At 45.0% G+C, this 19,794-nt stretch carries 21 protein-coding genes; 14 read left to right on the top strand and 7 right to left on the bottom strand.

The window, feature by feature from the left end:
• Nucleotides 1–141 precede the first annotated feature (141 nt).
• The 7 genes from GQY55_RS16720 to GQY55_RS16690 all read left to right on the top strand — a co-directional run bounded on the left by GQY55_RS16720 (nucleotide 142) and on the right by GQY55_RS16690 (nucleotide 5,537).
• On the top strand, nucleotides 142–801 hold the full coding sequence (locus GQY55_RS16720; RefSeq protein WP_236575668.1) for a DNA glycosylase AlkZ-like family protein: 660 nt from the start codon (nucleotides 142–144) through the stop codon (nucleotides 799–801).
• Between the two features lie 165 nt (nucleotides 802–966).
• A complete protein-coding gene (locus tag GQY55_RS16715; RefSeq protein ID WP_160043010.1) occupies nucleotides 967–1,563 on the top strand; it encodes a hypothetical protein in 597 nt (198 codons plus the stop codon).
• 26 nt (nucleotides 1,564–1,589) lie between these two features.
• On the top strand, nucleotides 1,590–1,937 hold the full coding sequence (locus GQY55_RS16710) for a hypothetical protein (protein WP_160043009.1): 348 nt from the start codon (nucleotides 1,590–1,592) through the stop codon (nucleotides 1,935–1,937).
• Nucleotides 1,938–2,276: 339 nt separating this feature from the next.
• On the top strand, nucleotides 2,277–2,687 hold the full coding sequence (locus GQY55_RS31470; RefSeq protein WP_268895031.1) for a DNA glycosylase AlkZ-like family protein: 411 nt from the start codon (nucleotides 2,277–2,279) through the stop codon (nucleotides 2,685–2,687).
• A gap of 422 nt (nucleotides 2,688–3,109) precedes the next feature.
• The gene (locus tag GQY55_RS16700) at nucleotides 3,110–3,565 is read left to right on the top strand and encodes a MarR family winged helix-turn-helix transcriptional regulator (protein WP_160043008.1); all 456 of its coding nucleotides are present in this window, start codon (nucleotides 3,110–3,112) and stop codon (nucleotides 3,563–3,565) included.
• Between the two features lie 84 nt (nucleotides 3,566–3,649).
• A complete protein-coding gene (locus GQY55_RS16695) occupies nucleotides 3,650–4,648 on the top strand; it encodes an aldo/keto reductase (RefSeq protein WP_160043007.1) in 999 nt (332 codons plus the stop codon).
• A 16-nt stretch (nucleotides 4,649–4,664) separates the two neighbouring features.
• Nucleotides 4,665–5,537, top strand: a complete 873-nt coding sequence (locus GQY55_RS16690) for an SDR family oxidoreductase (RefSeq protein WP_160043006.1) — start codon at nucleotides 4,665–4,667, stop codon at nucleotides 5,535–5,537.
• Nucleotides 5,538–5,695: 158 nt separating this feature from the next.
• Here the strand turns inward: GQY55_RS16690 and GQY55_RS16685 are convergent, their stop codons facing one another.
• Nucleotides 5,696–6,715: an NADP-dependent oxidoreductase gene (locus GQY55_RS16685; protein WP_160043005.1), complete on the bottom strand. Its 1,020-nt coding sequence runs from the start codon at nucleotides 6,713–6,715 to the stop codon at nucleotides 5,696–5,698.
• 63 nt (nucleotides 6,716–6,778) lie between these two features.
• Nucleotides 6,779–7,360, bottom strand: coding sequence for an NAD(P)H oxidoreductase (locus tag GQY55_RS16680; protein WP_160043004.1), 582 nt, complete (start codon nucleotides 7,358–7,360; stop codon nucleotides 6,779–6,781).
• Between the two features lie 222 nt (nucleotides 7,361–7,582).
• Between GQY55_RS16680 and GQY55_RS16675 the strand changes: the two genes are divergently transcribed.
• Together GQY55_RS16675 and GQY55_RS16670 are read left to right on the top strand one after the other, a co-directional pair.
• Nucleotides 7,583–7,924 carry a winged helix-turn-helix transcriptional regulator gene (locus tag GQY55_RS16675; RefSeq protein ID WP_236575667.1) on the top strand — a complete coding sequence of 114 codons (342 nt, stop codon included), beginning with the start codon at nucleotides 7,583–7,585 and terminating at the stop codon, nucleotides 7,922–7,924.
• Between the two features lie 374 nt (nucleotides 7,925–8,298).
• Nucleotides 8,299–9,318 carry a DUF3231 family protein gene (locus GQY55_RS16670; protein ID WP_160043002.1) on the top strand — a complete coding sequence of 340 codons (1,020 nt, stop codon included), beginning with the start codon at nucleotides 8,299–8,301 and terminating at the stop codon, nucleotides 9,316–9,318.
• A gap of 166 nt (nucleotides 9,319–9,484) precedes the next feature.
• Here GQY55_RS16670 and GQY55_RS16665 read toward each other — a convergent pair whose 3' ends face one another.
• The 4 genes from GQY55_RS16665 to GQY55_RS16650 form a co-directional block, all read right to left on the bottom strand.
• Complete coding sequence (locus GQY55_RS16665) at nucleotides 9,485–9,937, bottom strand: DUF2269 family protein (protein ID WP_160043001.1); 453 nt, start codon at nucleotides 9,935–9,937, stop codon at nucleotides 9,485–9,487.
• A gap of 41 nt (nucleotides 9,938–9,978) precedes the next feature.
• Complete coding sequence (locus GQY55_RS16660; RefSeq protein ID WP_160043000.1) at nucleotides 9,979–11,460, bottom strand: carboxylesterase/lipase family protein; 1,482 nt, start codon at nucleotides 11,458–11,460, stop codon at nucleotides 9,979–9,981.
• Nucleotides 11,461–11,730: 270 nt separating this feature from the next.
• Complete coding sequence (locus GQY55_RS16655; RefSeq protein ID WP_160042999.1) at nucleotides 11,731–12,360, bottom strand: CGNR zinc finger domain-containing protein; 630 nt, start codon at nucleotides 12,358–12,360, stop codon at nucleotides 11,731–11,733.
• Between the two features lie 250 nt (nucleotides 12,361–12,610).
• The gene (locus GQY55_RS16650) at nucleotides 12,611–13,504 is read right to left on the bottom strand and encodes an alpha/beta hydrolase (RefSeq protein ID WP_160042998.1); all 894 of its coding nucleotides are present in this window, start codon (nucleotides 13,502–13,504) and stop codon (nucleotides 12,611–12,613) included.
• Between the two features lie 128 nt (nucleotides 13,505–13,632).
• On the opposite strand from GQY55_RS16650, the gene GQY55_RS16645 reads away from it, so the two are divergent.
• The 4 genes from GQY55_RS16645 to GQY55_RS16630 all read left to right on the top strand — a co-directional run bounded on the left by GQY55_RS16645 (nucleotide 13,633) and on the right by GQY55_RS16630 (nucleotide 16,914).
• Nucleotides 13,633–14,604 carry a helix-turn-helix transcriptional regulator gene (locus tag GQY55_RS16645; RefSeq protein ID WP_160042997.1) on the top strand — a complete coding sequence of 324 codons (972 nt, stop codon included), beginning with the start codon at nucleotides 13,633–13,635 and terminating at the stop codon, nucleotides 14,602–14,604.
• Nucleotides 14,605–15,072: 468 nt separating this feature from the next.
• The gene (locus GQY55_RS16640; protein WP_160042996.1) at nucleotides 15,073–15,630 is read left to right on the top strand and encodes an RNA polymerase sigma factor; all 558 of its coding nucleotides are present in this window, start codon (nucleotides 15,073–15,075) and stop codon (nucleotides 15,628–15,630) included.
• A complete protein-coding gene (locus tag GQY55_RS16635; protein WP_160042995.1) occupies nucleotides 15,627–16,589 on the top strand; it encodes a hypothetical protein in 963 nt (320 codons plus the stop codon). The genes GQY55_RS16640 and GQY55_RS16635 overlap by 4 nt, the downstream gene beginning before the upstream one ends.
• Nucleotides 16,582–16,914, top strand: coding sequence for an MmyB family transcriptional regulator (locus tag GQY55_RS16630; protein WP_160043095.1), 333 nt, complete (start codon nucleotides 16,582–16,584; stop codon nucleotides 16,912–16,914). Before GQY55_RS16635 ends, GQY55_RS16630 begins: the two co-directional genes overlap by 8 nt.
• 243 nt (nucleotides 16,915–17,157) lie before the next feature.
• On the opposite strand, the gene GQY55_RS16625 is transcribed toward GQY55_RS16630, so the two are convergent.
• Nucleotides 17,158–18,648 carry a peptide MFS transporter gene (locus tag GQY55_RS16625; RefSeq protein WP_160042994.1) on the bottom strand — a complete coding sequence of 497 codons (1,491 nt, stop codon included), beginning with the start codon at nucleotides 18,646–18,648 and terminating at the stop codon, nucleotides 17,158–17,160.
• A gap of 355 nt (nucleotides 18,649–19,003) precedes the next feature.
• Here GQY55_RS16625 and GQY55_RS16620 point away from each other — a divergent pair, with 355 nt between their 5' ends.
• Nucleotides 19,004–19,705, top strand: coding sequence for an aspartate/glutamate racemase family protein (locus GQY55_RS16620; RefSeq protein ID WP_160042993.1), 702 nt, complete (start codon nucleotides 19,004–19,006; stop codon nucleotides 19,703–19,705).
• The last annotated feature ends 89 nt before the right edge of the window (nucleotides 19,706–19,794 follow it).

Genomic DNA, 19,794 nt, shown 5'->3' with positions numbered 1-19,794 from the left:
AATTTATTAATCCGGGTAGTGAAAAAATAATGAATAAATCCCTTCCTTGGCAGGATCTCCTTAAGGTTAGAGATTTTTAGCGGCGTGAACCCATTCCCCTTTACGCCTTCGTTTTTATTCTGTACTAAGGTAGGTGCGAACATGATCCAATTAACGAACCGCCAGGCACGGCAATTTCTGTTGTTGAAGCATGGACTCTTGGGCGAATACAAATTTAGTGGGAAGCAGGGCGTACTGGACTTCGTTCGGCAGGTCAGCTGCATTCAATACGACCCCATCGATGTTTGCGGGAAAAACGCCGAATTGGTGCTACAATCGCGAATCAAGGGATTTACCAAGGGAATGCTCGCCGAGTTGCTGTATGAGGATAGAAGCCTTGTCGATTATCCTGACAAGAACCTGGCTATTATCTCTGTCGAGGACTGGCCGTATTTTGAGCGATACAGGCAAGCCGCTAGGCAACATGCCGAACGCTATCCCCAAATGGAAGCGTTGACAGCGCAAGTACGGACTCATATCCAAAATCACGGTGCAGTAAGTTCGGACGATTTAAAATTGGATGGAGATTTCTCATGGCGATCGGCCATCCACTGGAGCGGTGGAAACAATTCATCCAGGTCGGTGCTGGAACAGATGTATTCGACGGGTGAGTTGATTATCCATCATAAAAAAGGAACGCGTAAATACTACGATATAGCCAAGAAGTACATACAACCACATCTGCTGAATAAAATCCGCTATTCATGCACCCTGAAGCCCTTAGCGTATATTTTCGTTAAAATGTTGGCTGGACCCCTATAGCAGAGAATTAGAATTAATGTGTAACTTTTTGATATTTGAAAGTGTTATATATTTTGAATGTATTTTTAAGGAGGATACATTGAGAAAATATAACTTTCACATCTAGAGCTACCTCTTATGAATAAATGTTTCTTAATTAATTTAATATTGAGTAGGCTTTATTTTATGAAATCATTCAAATCCATGCTACTATCTGTTTCTTTAGTTGCTGCCATGTTCACACTTCCTTTAAGCGCATTTGCTGATCCAACCAAAGAAACTCCTTCTGAAAACCAGACGACACAACAAACCATTACAACACAATCTGATCTTTCTCCTGAGAGAAAATTAACAGACAAAGAGCTAGAAATTATGAATCGAGCGGTACCTTCTGATTCAATCATTGAAAATAAGATTGGATCAAATGATGTGAGCATTCTGGCGGCTGTAATGAGTTATAATATTCTCAAATTATCAAGTGGAAATACAAAATATTCTGATGCTTCTTTTTATTTACCACCCGGAAAAAAGCCGACTCTTACGCTAGTACAGTCTCCATACTCTGGTGGACCTATTCCTGGTAATTGTGATGTATATTACACACTTGTTGATGTCGATACGAATAATTGGATAAATGATGGGGTTCGAGTTAGTAAAAATTACACTAGCACAAATTTTTCCTATACATTTAGTAACGTACCGACAGATAGAACCTATAAGGTTGTAATTTCTAACTATCCAGATGCTTATGATATGAAGGGGAACGGATATATTACCCTTTAGTAAAACATACGAGAGGGGAATAATTAATGAAGATGAAAGCTAAGTTTACTGTATTGCTTGGAACAATTGTCGGGATTATTATCGTTACTGGTAGTGTTGTAGGTGCAAAATCTTTTGCAGAACCGGAAGAACCCTCAAACGCATATATCAATCCAAGCGTAGAAACAGTGGGGGATATAATGAAAACATCTGAAAAAATGGATCAAATTGAGAAGAATACCTCTGTCATTGTAAATGACTTTGGTGAATTTATTAAGAATAATACCTATGATTATTCTAACCTAGATGATTCTGAAATTGCACAGAATGATAAAGAATTAACTGCTAATACCAAGGTTTTAATTGAAGATTATGGTGTGTATGTTAAGAAATAAAATCTATTATTTTTATTCAATCCGATAGCATCGATAAAAGGCTCTTACTCACTAATTACCGAGTAGGAGCCTTTTAATTTGCCTACGAAGTGATGATTGTTGATTCAACGTTACAGAATGCTATATCACGCAAGAAACCAGACATATGTCCAAAATCCAGGCTTTTGTGCACATTTCTACGCCCCCCCCCCCGGCACTATTTTTCTTTGTTTCATTAGAATGACTTCAGCGCACAAGCTCCACATTAACGCTCTGCGCCCCTGAATTGGCCTCAGGGGCGCTTTTTGATTTTGGTTTAAAACTACCCGTTTTTTTGAATCGGAGGATGCATCAGAGCCGCTGGAGGATGAGCTTGAACATCATAAGTGGCGGGTACTGCGTCGAATCGGCTCTGTTGGCCTCTTATGGAATCGTGCGTCAGATGCATGGCTGAATATATGGGGGTTAAAAGCAGCACAGCGCAACGAGGTTTTTCGCCAGCTATTACACGAAGCTCGTATAGTTGCCGTTGCCGTGGAACAAATGAAGGATACGCTGTACTGCCGGGCGGAGGACTTGCCGCTTATTGAAGCCGTCCTGCAAAATCCGGAGCCGAAATTTCGCTGCGAGCTGATTGCCCCGTTGGACAATTTGATATGGGACAGAAAACTTATCAACGAATTGTTTGGCTTCGATTACACCTGGGAGATTTACACGCCTGCAATCAAACGAAAATTCGGCTATTATGTGCTACCTCTATTATATGGATAGAGATTTATTGGACGAGCTGAGATCATCGTGGAGCGAAAAACGGGAACCCTCGTTGTTAAAAACATCTGGTACGAGAACGGTGTGAAGCAAACCACGCAATTGCGAACAGCCTTGAACGGTTGCTTCCAAAAATTTGCGTTATTCAACGGGTGTGAAACGATTTCGGCAGAGCATTTGAACTGATATTTACCCTTCGCGCAGGAACTTCCAGAGGGGTTAGCTATAAGGTGAACCGTATCACACACATGGGCAAGCTTTTTGCGCAATTCCTTACTGGACATGAGTATATGTGTGTAATAGAAAATGACCCCTCGAAAAAGGGGTCTTTAGCTTGGGTCAACGGCACATCTGACAATTGCAATTGACAAAACAAAAAATCCCATCTATAGTGTAGACATCTACACGAATTTAAGGAGAAATTTATGCCAAGCGTTTTCGACATGTACCCCTATAGCCTATACACTAAACTTATCGCGCAACGGGTCCGGGAAATTATCGACCAGCTTCTGAAGGATCATGGCTTGAACAGTTCGCAAGCGATTCTTCTCTCGCATATTCATCAATCCATTGAGGAGCATATAGAGATCAATCGAAAATATCTAGAAAAAACAATGGCATTAAGCGGTCCGTCTGTGACAAACTTATTGAACGGTTTGGAGAAATCCGGATTTATCACGCGCAGCAACAACCCTGACGACGGACGCAACCTCCGGATCGATATAACGTCCAAAGCCAAACAATTTCTTAGCGAGAGGAGTGATGCCTTCTCGAAATCTGAAGAATTGATCACGCAAGGGATGTCTGATGCCGAAAAAGCCATGTTTGCTTCTTTGCTGACCCGTGCTTTTGAAAACGTCGGAAAACAGCCGCCGAAGTGATGAATTTGCCATGTATGTCTATGTTTTTTTAGACAAACAAGTAGACGGCTACACAATTTCATTTTAGTTCAGGAGGTTTCCGTGATGAATGATCAACAAAACGGACTGGAGCTATCCAGAATCGGACTCGGCTGCGGCCACATGTCAAATGTCAATGAAGCTGTAAAAAGTGCTGGCATTGCCACCATTCATGCCGCTTTTGAGAGTGGGATCAACCATCTCAACACAGCGGATTTTTACGGTGCAGGCCGAAGCGAGATGGTCATCGCCGAAGCTCTGAAGGGGCATAAAAGGGATGACTATTTTATATCGCTGAAGTTCGGGGCACTGAATACGCTCGAAGGCTCCTTGTACGGGCTGGATGTCTCCCCACATCATGTTAAGAACTATCTCGCCTATTCGCTCCAACGCCTCAATCTTGACTATATTGATCTTTATCAGCCCGCAAGAATCGATCTGGGTATTCCTGTTGAAGAAACGGTCGGCGCCATTTCCGATCTGGTTAAGGCCGGCTATGTCAGGCAGATCGGAGTCAGCCAGGTCGACGCAGAGACGCTGAGAAGGGCGCATGCCACGCATCCGATCAGCTGGGTGGAAGTGGAATACTCGCTTTTTAACCGAAGCATCGAGAAAGAACTTTTGCCGACTGCGAGGGAATTGGGCATCGGCGTTGTTGCTTTTGGGGCGTTGGCTCATGGTCTTCTTGCCGGCCATTGGACAGACGAGCGAATCCAAAAGAGCAAAGGCGGCTACGTTCCGTTGTTTTTTGAGGAAAACATAGAAAAAAACGTTGCCTTGTCTCAAAAGCTGGGTGAGATCGCCGCAAATAAACAAATAACGTTATCTCAATTGGCGTTTGCATGGATGTTATCCAAAGGCGAAGACATCATGCCGCTTATCGGTACCATATCGCCGGTTCATCTTCAAGAAGCTTTGCAATCACTCGATATTCATTTGACCGAAGAAGATATCAGAGAAATTGAAGACGCGATACCAGAACAGGAGATCGCCGGCGCTTCTTTCCCCAATATGCAATTTAGAAACGGGAAGACTGTTCGCGCATACACACGATCATACAAATGAAAGGATGTTGTTTGCCATGATTATCGTTACCGGAGCCAACGGGAAATTAGGGCGGGCTGTGGTAGAACAGTTGCTTAAGCGTGTACCCGCCGAGCAGATCGGTGTCAGCGTCCGCGATCCGAATCAAGCACAAGAGCTTCGGGAACGTGGAGTTCGTGTCCGTCGGGGCGACTTCGACGATGCCGAGAGTTTGCACCATGCCTTTGAGGGGGCATCGCAGGTTCTCATCGTTTCGTCCGGCATCATGGGCGAGGCTGATATCCCGCGTGGCATTCAGCAGCATCAAACCGCGATTGACACGGCAAAGAAAGCAGGGGTCAGTCAGGTGCTATACACAAGTCATATGGGCTCTTCCCCGACATCTCACTTCGCCCCCATGATTCACCATGCGGCTACCGAAAAACTGCTGGAAGCTTCAGGTATAGCCTTCACGTCGCTGCGTAATGGCTACTACGCTGCATCGGCACTAATGATGATCGGCGAAGCAATAAAAACGGGGGAATTGATCGCTCCTGAGGACGGTCCGGTTGCCTGGACAGCGCACTTCGATTTGGCCGAGGCTACGGCGGCAATCATAAGCGAGAAGAAAATAGATGGCATGACCCCCAATCTTACGGGATCCGAGGCCATTGACATGGAAGGGATTGCGACAATCGCTTCCGAGGTCTTGGGGCGGACCATCCGCCGGATCGTTGTGTCGGACGAAGAGTTTCGGGACCGCATGATGGCTCAAGGCGTGCCGGAAACGAGTATAAATATGCGGATGGGAATGTTTCGGGCGAGCCGTCAGGGAGACTTCGCACAAGTCGATCCTGCTCTAGCTGATTTGATCGGCCGGCCTCCGAAAAGTTTTAGAGAGGTCCTGAAAGAGTCGATTTCTCATGAATAAGGTTTTTGATTGCGTTAAAACATGCTAAGAGGGCGTCCATTTGGATGATTCAGACTAATGAAGTGGATGAATAAAGAGCGGAGCCAAAACCACCGACACCTTTTTCTGGTTATTGGTGGTTTTGGCTTATCTGGCTTCATCAAAGGTTGCAGGTGTCTTTACTTAGACGGATCACTAACCTTCACAAGCTGTTTCCCTACATTTTTCCCTGCGAATAAATCGAGAAAAGCTCTCGGTGCATTTTCAAAGCCCTCTGCAATGGTTTCTTCGTATTTCAGTTTCCCTGCAAATAGCCACTCGGCCAGGTGCCGAAGCCCTTCATCAAAACGTTCTTCATAATCCGTGATAAGGAAACCTTTCATTGTGGAACGAGTCTTTAGCAATTTCGGCTGAATACTTGGTCCAAACGCTTCATTCTCACCATTATAGGATGAAATTGAACCGCATAATGGTACACGCGCGAAATTATTAAGTAAACTGAGCACTGCATCAGAAATTTTGCCGCCAACATTATCAAAATAGACGTCCACTCCATTCGGACATGCTTCTTCAAGAGCTTTTTGTAAATCATCTGTAGTGTTGTAGTTAATAGCTTTATCAAAGCCAAGTTCATTTTCCAAATGTGCAATTTTTTCATCCGTACCTGCAATGCCTACCACTCTGGCTCCTTTGATTTTTGCGATTTGACCGACGATAGAGCCAACGGCACCTGCAGCGCTTGAGACAACAACGGTTTCTCCCTTTTTCGGTTGACCAACATCAAGCAGTCCAAAATAAGCTGTTAATCCCGTTATTCCTAGTACGCTTAAATAAGCGGACAAGGGAACATTGGTATTATTGATTTTACTAACGGCTTTTGCGTCAACCGTGTTGTAAAGTTGCCAAGGCAGGAAGCCCTGTACTTTATCCCCGACGTTCAATTCGGCTGAATTGGATTCAATCACTTCACCAATCATGGAACCCGTAATAGGCTCATGTAAAGCAAATGGTTCAATATAAGACTTTCCAGCATTCATTCGCCCTCTCATGTATGGATCTACAGACAAGTAAAGGGTTTTTACAAGCACCTGATCTCTTTCGGGTTTATCGATAGGAATATTTCGAAGTTCAAACGCATCTTCTGTGGGTACACCTTCTGGACGGTTTATTAAAATAATTTGTTGATTTTGAGTGTTCATCATCGTTCTCCTTTTTATCGTTGTTCGCAAGGTCGGGATTCGAAAACATGAATGATTTGATGATTACTTTGGATGGCTGTCAAAATGCAAACCGAGGCGATAAGCTTGTCTCAGCAGCTTTTCATGAATTTCCGGCCTCGAATCCAAGGTGTCATACAATATCTCAACCTTTGTATCCGGGATTCCTGCGTAACTAGCTATTCCTATGTTCAGTTGATGCTGGATCATCTTGTCATACTGTCTTTTCTCAAAGTGCTCGCGTGGAGCGCCTGCGAGACCAAGCCATAATATCCGTTTATGATGCAGCTTATTGGAGCCGTATGCAAAACCATTGTTCCATACGCGGTCGATATAGCCCTTTAGCATGGCTGGCATGCTGTACCACCAAATTGGGAAAATATAGGCAAGCGCTTCATGCTGTTTCATTCGCTCCATTTCCTTCTCTACTTCAGGTGAATATGTTTTATGATCTGCTGCCCAGTCCGGTTCGTCTGCTTCCCACAACACAGGATTAAATCCGCTGCGGTGCAGATCCAACACCTCCGTTTCGTGGCCAGCATCCATCAAGCCTTGCGTAAATTGGGCTGCAACAGAAAAAGTGAAGGAATGAACTCTTGGGTGTGATACAACGGTCAATACTTTCATTTTTTCTCCTTTCTATGAACTTTTGGTTCATTTCGTTTAGAGACATGTTGATCAAGAGACGAGAGGGTGTCGTATTGCTGGTATGAATGGATTATGTAACATATAATGGATGTTGAAAAGTACGCACTTTTTTGTATCATTTATACAAAAAAGTTATATAGGCACCAAAAAGTGCCTTGGCATAAAAGCTTGACTATCTTTGTACAGGAGGTAGGCAATTCCGTGGAGAAACAATCCGTTCGGGCTTATAACATCCCCGCAGAAGCAACGTTGGACATTATAGGCGGGAAGTGGAAATTATTGATTCTGTGTCATTTAAACTGTGGACCCAAGAGAACAAGTGAATTGAAGAAGGAAATACCGGAAATTACACAAAAAATGTTAACGCAGCAGCTCCGGGAGTTGAAGGAAGACAATATCATCATTCGAACGGTATACAACCAAGTACCGCCGAAAGTTGTCTATGAAATGAGCGAGTTAGGAAATTCGCTGAAATCGATATTGGACCAATTGAACGATTGGGGCGAGCAATATATCCAAGGACGTGAACCATCTCCAGAGTGAATTTTGCATTCCAATCAACTTTGGACATCATTTGTGCGCCTGAAATTTCCAGAGGTGTTGGATCATAAACCATTATGAACCTAACTTTCGTATCGGAAGAAAACATTGCTCGACTGTGATGTGTAGGATAGTAGGATATCAACCAGTAAATAAGTGTTCAAGGGAAGCAATAAAGGGGCGTGTCGCGCGGCATGCTCCTTTTGCATTTTTTGCCGGCAACCCGTTAAGCTGAACCGTATCGCAAGTAACGGCAAATTTCTAGTAGGTGGTTGCTTATACGGCAAGGAACGCAAATCATGCCGATTCGGTGAATAAAAAGGAGGCTAATTAACAAACTAATCCTAAAATGAGGAGGAGCTCAAGGAGGGACTTACATGTCATTTCAGAAACCCCAAGTAAAACCAACAAATATCGAATTAAGCTGTACGGAAATTGGGGGACTTTGGGGTGTTTATATTCAAGAAAGCCTGACGGTTTGTTTCCTCACTTACTTGTTGCATCATCTTCAAGATGGAGAAATTCTTCCATTGGCTGAAGAAGCATTGAACATCTCGAAAGGGCGAGTAGAGAAGATCAAAAGTTTTTTTGTTTCGGAAAATTTTCCGGTTCCCGCAGGGTTTTCAGAAGGTGACGTGAATTTAGCAGCTCCCGCGCTTTTTCATGATACGTTTACCCTTAGCTTTATCTACATGATGAATCGTTTAGGTATGATTAATTTCGCTTTTACCGCCACAAATAACGTTCGACTGGATGTGTTGGATTTTTTCAACGAATGCATACATACTTCAACCGAGATGTTCGGGAAAGCGGTGCGAATGATGTTGGAGAAGGGAATTTATGATCGCCCGCCGAAAATGAACTACCCCCACAAAATTGAGTACATCGAGAAAACCTCATTCCTGGACGGGATCTTTGGTGGGAAGCGACCGCTCAATGCGATTGAATTATCTGAAATATTTTTTAACATTGAGCGAAATTACTTCTCGGTTATTATCATGCTGGGATTTGCACAGGTAATAGAAGATAAGAAATTAAAGGATTTAATGATTAGAGGCAAAAAAATTAGCGAACAACAAATCGAGCTGTTTAACAACTTGTTAATGCAGGAGGATTTGCTCGGAACGGTACCGGTAAGCATGGAAGTTACGGATTCGACGGTTTCTCCATTTTCGGATAAGCTGATCTTTTCGATGATCAACGTATTGAACTCCGTGGACATCATCTTGATTTCACATGCTCTCGCTCTCTCGATGAGAGGTGATCTCACTGGTCACTACACCAAAATCATTGCTCAGGTGATGTCGTACGGAAAAGATATATTTGATGTTATGGTGAAACAGAAATGGATCGAACAACCGCCTCTTACGACCAATCGAAAAAAACTGCTCGAATAGGTTTCGACTCACGCTCATCCGGTAGCAAGCGGCCCGGCAAGAACGATGATTACAACGATAAATGGGAGAGCCCTTATGTTCTGATGGCCCCCCCTCTTAACGTGCTGGCTCTTTTCGTTTCGGTTTTTCGCCGATAGCCCATTATTCTTAGCCGTATCGCAAATGATTACGGTTTTAATACCATTAGAAAAACAATGACAACGGTAATCATTTTGCCAATCCTTTCATACGACACCAGTTCCCTGAACTTGGTAGTATATTGCTGCGGGATCTGTTGGTCTGTATAAGCCATGATATCTTCGTACAAAGCCTTCGATTTGCGATCAACCACAAGATGTGAATAAACCCCGTAAACAATGAATAGTGCCAATGATGCGTCGTACCAAATCATTTTAAACAGCGACGGATGAATCATGCCCAGCAGCAGACCCGTAGGCAATAAGATCAACAAACTAACATGAGCGACTCCACTGATCTTGTTTACTGTTTGATGTGCGTACTTCAATTCATTTACGTTCTTTGCGCTTCTTAATATCCAGTTCATGAGAAATAGCGGCCCTACGCTTAAAATGGCACTAAAAATATGAATGAAAACTAGTAGAGAATATATTTTATTCATTGGACATCCCATCCCCGTTGCGAAAATTTGCCCGCCTTTTTTTAGAAGCGATTGATCCCGGCCAGGTCGCCTACAGCACCAATAACAGAGGCATATCGCATGGTTTGTCTCTGTTTCGGCTCATAAGATGGCCATGGGATGGAAACGTCAGGGTTGCCCACACGTATAAACCCTATCCAAGCGCTGCGGACAGCAGCTGATAGATCGGCAACGACCCCCAAATCAGCCCCCTGGAACATTGGCGCATCGCTGCATGCTTCGAGATTTCCGAATGTAAAAGGCAATTCTATGCCGTGGCAGGCTTTAAAAGGAGACTCATGCGGCGCCCAATCAAATTGATAAACCCAAGCATGGGAACCGGCTTTATGGGCTGTTTCCGCTAACTTCAGGGAGGGAAGCCGAATCGCGTAATCGGTAATCAAGTCGGATAGCAGATCGATATGTGTGCTGCCGGGGCGACGTAGGCGGTATTGCTCGAATGCTTCTTCTTTCCCGGTCACAGCCAAAAAACGCTCTTTCACTAAAGCCGGATCGACATCAGGTACATTCAAAAGCAGGGCATTTGCTTCCTCCCTGTTGGTGCCAATAATGAGGTCAATACCCGCTTCGCCGGCACCTTTTGCAGCCACCCCAATAAAATGCTCGGTTTCAGCGAGAGAGTCGAAAACAGGCATAAAAGGAAGAACAATTTGACCAAATCGTGCGATTTCCTGAGCCAATTTTCCCGTTGCTTGCAGGATTTGAATCGGTGATAGGGAACGCAACTGGGCGATAATTTCTTCTGGATTATTTTGATCCATATTCAACATATCCAGCAGCCGCTTTCCGTTTTCAGTCGCTTTGGCTTCTGACAAAGGAGCGAGGCTTGCGGGGGGACTCTGTAGAATCGCTCTTTGAAAAAGACCCTGGACATCCGGCATTGCCAATAAACACATAATGATATGCGCCCCTGCTGATTGCCCCATAACAGTGACCTGATCGGGATCGCCGCCAAAACACTCAATATGATGTTGAACCCATTTTAAAGCAGTTACGATATCATAAATTCCCATTTTTCCGTCGCTGACCCCGGGATAATGCAAAAATCCAAAAGCGCCAAGTCGGTAATTAACCCCTACGGTAACGATGTTTCCTTCCTTGGAAAGCCTCGCCCCATCGTACCAGTCTAGCGACCCGGAGCCAGTCATGTAGTGTCCGCCATGAAGCCAAACGACTACAGGCCGTTTTTCTTTATCAGTGGCAGGCGTTGAAATCGTAAGGGATAAACAATCTTCCCCCTGCGGCAATTCAGTAGATTCTCCGCTGATACGACGTAGTGAAGAAGGAGGTTGTGGTGCAATGGGGCCATGAGCGCTTGCATCCCGAATTCCCGTCCAAGCGGAGACAGGACGTGCCGGGGCAAAGCGAAACTCTCCGGTTGGCGGGTCGGCATAAGGAACACCGCGAAACTGAATGACATCATTCTTTCGGATGCCTTGAAGTGAGCCAAGAGATGTCTGTACGATCAGTGATTCGTCTCTCATAGCAGATAACTCCTTTACATGTGTAATATGATAAATCGATTTAGCATATTACAATATTATCCACAATATCGTGACATGTCAATCGTGTTTTGGGTGTTACAAGTGTTTATCGAAAAAACTTGCAGTGACGCCTCGTTTTCGTTTGCATCATCATAAAAACAAACAACCATTCCATGATGCTAGCGCAGGAATGGTTGTTTGTTTAGTTATGTTCTGCTCTTAACAAGAAATCAGAACAAGCTGTTGCAGACACTTAATCAAGTCGTTTGTTCATCTCTTGGAGCGTTGACGTTTGCGGAAGGCCGCCACGCTTTCACGATGAGCGCATGCCTCGGAACAGTAAAGCTTGGATTTGTTTTTGGATGTATCGATAAAGGCTTTCTGACAGGAAGCAGAAGCACAAATCCCGAATCTCTCTGTTCCAAACTCGATTAATACAAAGGTGAGCCCCATGGTAGTCGTCGTAGCCAGCCAATGAGCGCACCCATCCTCCTTCGATTCAAAATGCAGATGGTAAGGTCCATGAAGCCAGCTTATTCTTGGCGTCGCCCCGCTGATGCGCAATTGCTCATTCAAAAGCGCCGCTGCATCCTGTGCCTTCTGTTCTGCGGCAAGCTCGAACACCGTGCGCAGAGATTTCCTGAGCGATTGGACGAACTTAACATCCTCCGACCGAACAGGCCATGATTGAACGGTCTCCCGGTACACGGCGATAACGGCATCACCATCAATCTCGCTATATTTCTCCAAGCTTAAATCCACATGCTTTTCGCTGTCGATGAGAAATTGCTTTAATTGATCAGGCGTCGACAAGTTATCGATTCCCGTGACGGGACAGAGTGAATTAATGAGGTCAACTGCAAGATGTATGGATAATGATTCGTAATAGGTAAATTTCATTTGACATATCACCCGCATCTTTCCATAATCGCTACATGCATAATAATTTTAGCATGTCACACCGCTAAATGAAAGCGGGGGAGGGGGAGGATTTATCGTGGGATTTGCTTGCCGTGAGCGCTTTTTCTCACTGAACAAACGAAGAACGATTGTTATAACTATAAATAGGAGAGCCTTCATGTTCAGAGGGCTCTCCTATTATTCATTTTCAACTCTCCTATTCGTTAGGATTGTACTATCGAGCCAATGCTCATCTGAGATGCTGTGTGATGAAGAGCGCAGCACGGTCCAGGGCTTGATCGGCTTCATCGAGAATTCCTGTGAACGCCTGGAAAACATGCGGGACGTCGGCGGTAACGTCAAGGATGACATCCACGCCTGCCGCCCGTGCACGGTCGGCCAACTGCGTGGAGTCGTCAAGGAGCAGCTCGTTGGTTCCGACCTGCAGCAGGATCGGCGGGAATCCGGTAAGATCGGCGAACCTGGCTGGGCTCACGAGTTCATGATTCGGATCCTGCCCAGCGAGGTACATCTCGTCCGTTATTGCAAAGCCCTCACGGGTGAAGAACGGATCGATCCCCGTTTTGCTGTCCATACTTGCCCCGGAGTGCGTCTTATCGAGCCCCGGCGAGAACGCCACTACCGCTGCTGGCATCGGCAGACCTGCGTCCCGTGCCATCAGGCAAGTCGAGACAGCGATACCGCCACCGGCAGAGTCGCCAGCAAACGCAATAGACGCCGCCTGGGCTCCGTTGTCCAGAAGCTCACGGTAGGCTGCGAGAGCATCCTCTAGAGCCGCAGGGAACGGATGTTCCGGGGCCAGGCGATAATCGAGTGAGACGGACCGGATACGGGTCCTGTCGACCAGGTTCGCGGTAAGGGACATGGCCGTGTAGGGGGAACCCATAATATACGAGCCGCCATGGAAATAGAGAATGATTCCTGGGCGGGTATCCTGTGCGGGTTCAACGCTCACACCGGGTCGATTGCCGAGGGTCGTCGGCGTGGTTCGCACGCCCGCAGGTACTTTCATCGTTGCCATCATGGCAGCGAAGTTCGCGCGCATCTCCTCGACGGTTTGCGGCTTGCCGGGCTTGGGACTCCGCAGCATTTTATCCAGAATTTTACGTTGTTCTCTAGACATAAGATGTTCTCCTTTTCCTTTTTTAATTCGATTTCTACCGTAATCTCTTCAAGCGATCCGGCTTGTTTATAGTGTATAATATAAATGTGACAGAACTTGTCACTATATTTTTTTGGGGGTGAATTTAAATGGGAAAATCGAAGCGACTGATTGAATTGATGATGACAGTCAATCGGAAGCGGAAATTCACCGTCAAAGAGCTTGCTGAAGAATTTGGTGTGTCTACCCGGACTATGCTGCGCGATTTGCAGGAGCTGAGCGGAATGGGGGTGCCTTTATACTCTCAAGTTGGTGCAGGAGGCGGATACCAGGTACTTACGGAGCGCACCCTTCCACCGATTTCATTTACGGAAAATGAGGCCTTCTCCATATTTTTTGCTTCCCATGCTCTTCGACACTTCAGTTCGCTGCCCTTCGAGGCATCTGCAGAATCCGCACGTCGAAAATTTTACAGGTACTTATCGGATGATGTGAAAAGTCAGATCGACGAGATGCGACACCGAATTGACTTCTTTACGCATACGCGCCCGGAACGGGCTGGCTACCTTGAGATATTGCTCCAAGCGTCCATTCAAAAGTTGCCCGTAACCATCTATTATGGAACTCGAAAGGATGAGACCAACGAAAGAACGATTCAGCCCATCGGTATATATGCCCATGAGGGATATTGGTTTTGCCCAGCTTACTGTTATTTGCGAAAAGCCTTCCGATTATTCCGGGTAGATCGGATAGAGTCGGCCGTTTTGGCGGATTCTGAAGCGTTATCGTCTACAGTGGATGTTTCAGAGGTGGATTTAACGAACTGGGGACTTCATTTCTACAGCAAACAAGAAAGCGTAGATGTCAAAGTGAAACTAACGGCAAAAGGAATTGAGTTATTCCGCGATAAGAGCTGGATTTTCCCTTGGGGAGAAGTGCATAGTTCCGATGACGGCACAGGCATACTGGAGATGGGGATCTTCCCCTCGGAAATACGATTCTTTGCTGAATATTTCTTTTCGTTCGGCACAGAAGCGGTCGTGCTCCAGCCGGAAGAATTAAGAGAAGCTGTAAGAAGGAAGTTGGTCCGTGCTCTCGAAGAGTATAATGTCCCAAACTAGCCTCCTGATTCCGATTTGGCGCTGAACCGTATCATAAGTAATGGGGGTTTCACCCCGCATAAATTTTAATCGTTAAGGATTTACAGTGAAAATCAGTAAGAAATAATTATGGCAGGGTTATTGCCGGTGATTTTTACAATCGCATCCATAATTCGACCGGATGTATTACAGCCTCTTTTCGACTTTAAGAAAAGGGGCTATTCATATATTGTGCTTGCGCTTAGCCAAATTTTAATCATCACACCCAATACAATCTGTCTTTCCACAAAGAATGGCACGGGCTGTTTATTTTGAATCGATTAGCTATTGGTAATCGGCGGCCATTCCTATAGAGAGACCGTTAACTGATGTGTTGACGTTTCATCGGATAACCATTTTAAATTTTTTTGTCCCGGAAATGCAACGCATTTTGCGAAATTTCTACTATATAGATCAGAGGGGTTAAGATTGAAAAGAGGAGAAGACCGGATGGAGGATCAAGAAATAGTCCACTTATTCTTACAACGCTCACAACGTGCCATCGTAGAGACTAAGAATAAATACGGAGCATACTGCAGAGTGATTGCAAGGAACATACTTTCCAATGATTCCGATGTTGAAGAATGTGAGAACGATACCTACTTAGCGGCCTGGGACGCCATACCGCCTCATCTGCCCAGGAAGTTCCCTGTATTTCTAGGGAGGCTTACACGCAACATCGCGCTTGATAAACATGGCTATAATACAGCGAAAAAGCGTAATCGTGAATTTGAAGTCATGCTGACCGAATTGGAGGGATGTTTGGCTTCCCCCCGTACTGTAGAGAAAGAGTATGAAGCGGGTGAACTGGCAAATTCGATAAGTCAATTTTTATATGGCACCGAAGTACGTGCAAGAAATATATTTATTCGGAGGTATTGGTACTCCGATTCCATCGAGGACCTTGCCATGCGGTTTAATATGAGCAGCAGTAAAGTGAAGTCCATTTTATTTAGGACAAGAAAAAAACTGAGAGCTTATCTGGACAAAGAGGGGGGTTACCTGTGAAAAGAGAAGAGTTGTTTAGGGAGATCGGATCCATTGATGATCATTTAATTGAGGCAGCCGGGAACTATGAAAAAGCGAAGGGAAAAAGAGGATTTTCGAAAAAGTGGATTACCGCCTTGGTTGCATGTCTTGTTTTGTATAGTTCTACCTCTACGGTTTTATTAGCCACGGAATATTATAAACATCAAAGTAAGGAGCTGTACATTCGATATTTAACGGCGGAAGACATGAAGTTAGAGCCTGCTGAGGAGTACGATGCGGAAAAATTTCTGCGAGCTCTAAAAAGCGATAATGACGAGCATGTGTATATTGCGATTAATAGGCTGGTAGAATGCTTTAATGATCCCAAATTAAGAATAAAAGCGTTAAACGAGCTGAAGCCGTTAGCAGCAAATGATAATCAAAAAATCGCTGATGCGGCTGCCTTCGCCGTCGATGTTCTTTCGAAAAGTTATCAAAGCCCCTATATCTATAAATTGTCAGACGGCAGCATGATATTTACGTTGTTTAACCATTATTCGGATTACGGGAGCCAAAATGTGTTATGGAGAATAAAAGACAACGTGCTTAAAGTGTATCTAAGTTTTTCAGAACCATCCATGTACATTAAAGAACTTATCCCTTCGCCGGATCGAAAGCTGGTCGCTGTAGTCACCTGTTCGAATAAAAGCGAATTCATTGAAATTATAAATGTTGAAAAAGGTAGAGTCAGCCCGGAATTAGTTGAATCGGCAAGAGTCAAATTTGGTGCGCAAAACCGTTTAGATACATGGATCCGTTCCGATCATGAAAATTATAGTTTTGCAAATAACATAGAGTGGAAGGACAATGATACGTTTGAGTTTGAGGGTTCCCTTGCCTATCAGGATACGGAAATTATCAAGAATGTTACAGTAGCCTATGAATTCAGTAAAAAGGATATTGAAGTGACCGAGCTTAACCAAGTTAAAAATCCATAAGAGCCTTGCAGCGGATGCGCGGCACGTTGACGACCCCTGGTGGTCTGGTCAATTCGAGGCGTTGTGTCAAGCCAGCAGCGAGTTTCGGGAATTTTGGGACTCCCATGAGATTCTCGATGCCATCGATGCTCCAAAAGCGCTGCAGTGTCCGAATCTCGGGATTTTGAATTTTGATTTTGTTTCATTTCAGCATTTGAACGATACAAATTTGACCGTTTCGATCCATGTTCCCCATCAAGGCGGGACGGTGGGAAAAATGCTGCAGCTGTTAATTGATTATCGGGGCCGGCAGTCAGAGTCGCTTGAATCTTCTCAAAGAGTTTAGTATGAGGCAAATAGCCTGAACAAAACGGGCAATATCGCCGAAGCCGAGGAACTGGCGGGAAGAATGACGCTGGAGGTTTAATGAAACGACTTGGTTAGCCATATCTTCAGCAATCAATTATCCTGAATTTTTTTAATCTAGCACAAAGCGGCGATTCTCATAGAGAATCGCCGCTTTGTATATTAGTCCGGCTGCGGGGCTCGTTTTGGGTAGATAACGCGCAGTAATCTGGACAGCATTCTTTTACTGTATCCCTTTCATATACCCCTGGATTTTTGAGGAGAACGAGAAAAGCACAATACTGAGGAGGATGGCCACTCCTCCAATGACGCCAAAGTATGCCATCTCTGTGGCAGGTGAATAGAATTTAACAATCTGCGCATTAATCGCTTGGGCAGCCGCATTGGATAAGAACCATAAGCTCATGGTTTGGGCTGAGAAAGCGGAGGGCGCCAATTTTGTCGTAGCCGACAGTCCTACAGGAGATAAACATAGTTCTCCCAGCACAACGATGAAATAGCTAAGAACGAGCCACAAAGGATTAACCAAGGAGTCCTCGCCGCCAACGTAAGCCGGTAAGAGGATGACAAGGAAGGACAATCCGGCAAACAATAAGCCCATGGCGAATTTCTTCGGAATCGTAGGCTGCCGTTTGTCAAGCTTCATCCAAACCCAAGCAAATACAGGGGCAAAGGTGATAATAAACAATGGATTTAAAGACTGAAACCAGGCCGGCGAAATATGAATTCCGGCAAAATCCAGTTGCGTCCGTTTATCCGCATAATTGGCAAGGATGGTCGACCCTTGTTCTTGTATAGCCCAGAACATAACCGCTGCAATGAACAGCGGAATATAAGCCATAAGTCTGGAGCGTTCAACGCTTGTGGTTCGCGGACTGCGGAACATGACAATAAAATATATGGTTGGAATCAGCATTCCAAGAATGCCTACGGTCACGATCAGCGAATCAAACGTTAACAGACCTAACGGTATGGTAATTGCAACGACAACTGCGAGAAGCACTGCGCCGATACCGATGATAAGGAACACCTTTTTTCGTTCCGCCGGTGATAACGGACTCGGCACGAAGGTGCCTGCAAGGCCGAGGTTTTTTCTGGTACAGGTAAAGATGATTAATCCCAGAAACATACCTACGGCTGCGATGCCGAAGCCCAGGTGGAAATTGTAATTCAGGCCGGTGGTTCCTACAATGAGGGGAGCGATAAATGACCCCAGGTTGATGGCCATGTAGAATAAGCTGAATCCTGCATCCCTGCGCTGGTCATGTTCGCTGTAAAGTTCTCCTACTACGCTGGATACATTGGGCTTTAGCAAGCCCGTGCCCAACACGATCAGAACCATGGAAACAAAAAATAAGAATATGCTTCCCGGGATGGCCAAGGCGATATGCCCCAGCATGATGAATATGCCGCCGTAGAATACAGCTTTGGACGCTCCAAATATCCGATCCGCCAACCAACCGCCAATAACCCCGGACATATAGACAAGTGAACCATAGATGGACATAATGGCGAGAGCCGTGCTCTCCTCCATGCCGAGTCCGCCTCGACTCAATTCGTAATACATATAATAAACCAGAATCGCCTTCATTCCATAGTAGGAAAAGCGTTCCCAGAATTCCGTGAAGAACAGAGTAAACAATCCTTTGGGATGTCCAAAAAATCCCCGTTGCGGAACACTCTCAACAATTTTTTGTTTGTTTGAATCAGTCATGCTGCTACTTCCCCCTAGGTGCAATAAATGTTGCCAAAAGCATCGTCTCTTAATAAGAATATCCATTTATAAGCCATTTTCTAACTTTTTATGCCTAAATTGATCTGCAACGGATTCAAAAGGTTAGTATAACACACGTATGACGGGCTTTACTATTCGAAGGGGACTTGCAGGAATTATTTTCAACTTTAAAGGAGAAAAGTAAAGAGCCGTCCACAAAAAATAACCCTAAACCTTGCCGCTGCAGGCAATACAAAGAACCATGCCACAAGTAAAGGCAAGTTTTGATCCATCTTAATGCAAACCCGGAATACTTATGCCAAAATAAGATAAAAAGGATGGGTGTGAGTAGGCAGTGAAAACAATAGGGCTTATAGGCGGCATGAGTTGGGAATCATCCATGCTCTATTACCAAATCATCAATGAACGGGTAAAAGAAAGGAAAGGTGGACACCACTCGGCAAAAAGTCTGATGTATTCCGTGGATTTTCAAGAAGTCAAAGATCTGCAGCATCAAGGGAAATGGGCAGAGGCTGCGAAGGTCATGATTGAATCGGCACAAAAGCTTGAAGCAGGCGGGGCCGATGTCATCGTCATATGCACGAATACGATGCACAAGATGGCGCCCGAAGTGATGGACTCGGTATCGATTCCTTTACTTCATATTGCAGATGCAACAGCCAATAAAATTGTGGGCGATAAAATAAAGAAGGTGGGTTTGTTAGGGACCGCCTTTACGATGGAGCAGGAATTTTACAAGGGCAGACTTATCAATCAGTTTGGACTTGAGGTCGTTGTTCCGGATGAAGCAGATCGGGCGGTCGTTCACGATATCATTTATCACGAGCTTTGTCTGGGAATTATAAATGAAGATTCAAAGAAAAGATATCTGGACATCATTGACAGTCTTATCCGTAAGGGGGCGGAAGCCGTCATTCTCGGATGTACGGAAATCACACTGCTCATCTCACAGGAAGACTGTAATATCCCGATTTATGATACGACACGGCTTCATGCCGAGGCTGCTGTTGATTTTGCGTTAGGTGACGCGGAGTAAAAATGAAGCTGCTCTGATGGCGGCAAAAAGGTGACAGTAGGAACGGAGAGGAGCGCTTCTATGCGATCGATCGAACACGAATACTAAGT

Origin of the sequence: Paenibacillus sp. USDA918EY, from assembly GCF_009870825.1 — a bacterium.
Taxonomy (GTDB): domain Bacteria; phylum Bacillota; class Bacilli; order Paenibacillales; family Paenibacillaceae; genus Paenibacillus_AQ; species Paenibacillus_AQ albilobatus.
This window is presented reverse-complemented; position numbering and strand designations above follow the sequence as displayed.

Excerpts from the sequence above, each read along its gene's own strand:
- GQY55_RS16665 (WP_160043001.1), bottom strand. The coding sequence starts at position 9,937 with ATGAATAAAATATATTCTCTACTAGTTTTCATTCATATTTTTAGTGCC.
- GQY55_RS16645 (WP_160042997.1), top strand. The coding sequence starts at position 13,633 with ATGGGAAAATCGAAGCGACTGATTGAATTGATGATGACAGTCAATCGG.
- GQY55_RS16710 (WP_160043009.1), top strand. The coding sequence starts at position 1,590 with ATGAAGATGAAAGCTAAGTTTACTGTATTGCTTGGAACAATTGTCGGG.
- GQY55_RS16640 (WP_160042996.1), top strand. The coding sequence starts at position 15,073 with ATGGAGGATCAAGAAATAGTCCACTTATTCTTACAACGCTCACAACGT.
- GQY55_RS16670 (WP_160043002.1), top strand. The coding sequence starts at position 8,299 with ATGTCATTTCAGAAACCCCAAGTAAAACCAACAAATATCGAATTAAGC.
- GQY55_RS16690 (WP_160043006.1), top strand. The coding sequence starts at position 4,665 with ATGATTATCGTTACCGGAGCCAACGGGAAATTAGGGCGGGCTGTGGTA.
- GQY55_RS16625 (WP_160042994.1), bottom strand. The coding sequence starts at position 18,648 with ATGACTGATTCAAACAAACAAAAAATTGTTGAGAGTGTTCCGCAACGG.
- GQY55_RS16715 (WP_160043010.1), top strand. The coding sequence starts at position 967 with ATGAAATCATTCAAATCCATGCTACTATCTGTTTCTTTAGTTGCTGCC.
- GQY55_RS16685 (WP_160043005.1), bottom strand. The coding sequence starts at position 6,715 with ATGAACACTCAAAATCAACAAATTATTTTAATAAACCGTCCAGAAGGT.
- GQY55_RS16680 (WP_160043004.1), bottom strand. The coding sequence starts at position 7,360 with ATGAAAGTATTGACCGTTGTATCACACCCAAGAGTTCATTCCTTCACT.
- GQY55_RS16700 (WP_160043008.1), top strand. The coding sequence starts at position 3,110 with ATGCCAAGCGTTTTCGACATGTACCCCTATAGCCTATACACTAAACTT.
- GQY55_RS16660 (WP_160043000.1), bottom strand. The coding sequence starts at position 11,460 with ATGAGAGACGAATCACTGATCGTACAGACATCTCTTGGCTCACTTCAA.
- GQY55_RS16720 (WP_236575668.1), top strand. The coding sequence starts at position 142 with ATGATCCAATTAACGAACCGCCAGGCACGGCAATTTCTGTTGTTGAAG.
- GQY55_RS16655 (WP_160042999.1), bottom strand. The coding sequence starts at position 12,360 with ATGAAATTTACCTATTACGAATCATTATCCATACATCTTGCAGTTGAC.
- GQY55_RS16650 (WP_160042998.1), bottom strand. The coding sequence starts at position 13,504 with ATGTCTAGAGAACAACGTAAAATTCTGGATAAAATGCTGCGGAGTCCC.
- GQY55_RS16695 (WP_160043007.1), top strand. The coding sequence starts at position 3,650 with ATGAATGATCAACAAAACGGACTGGAGCTATCCAGAATCGGACTCGGC.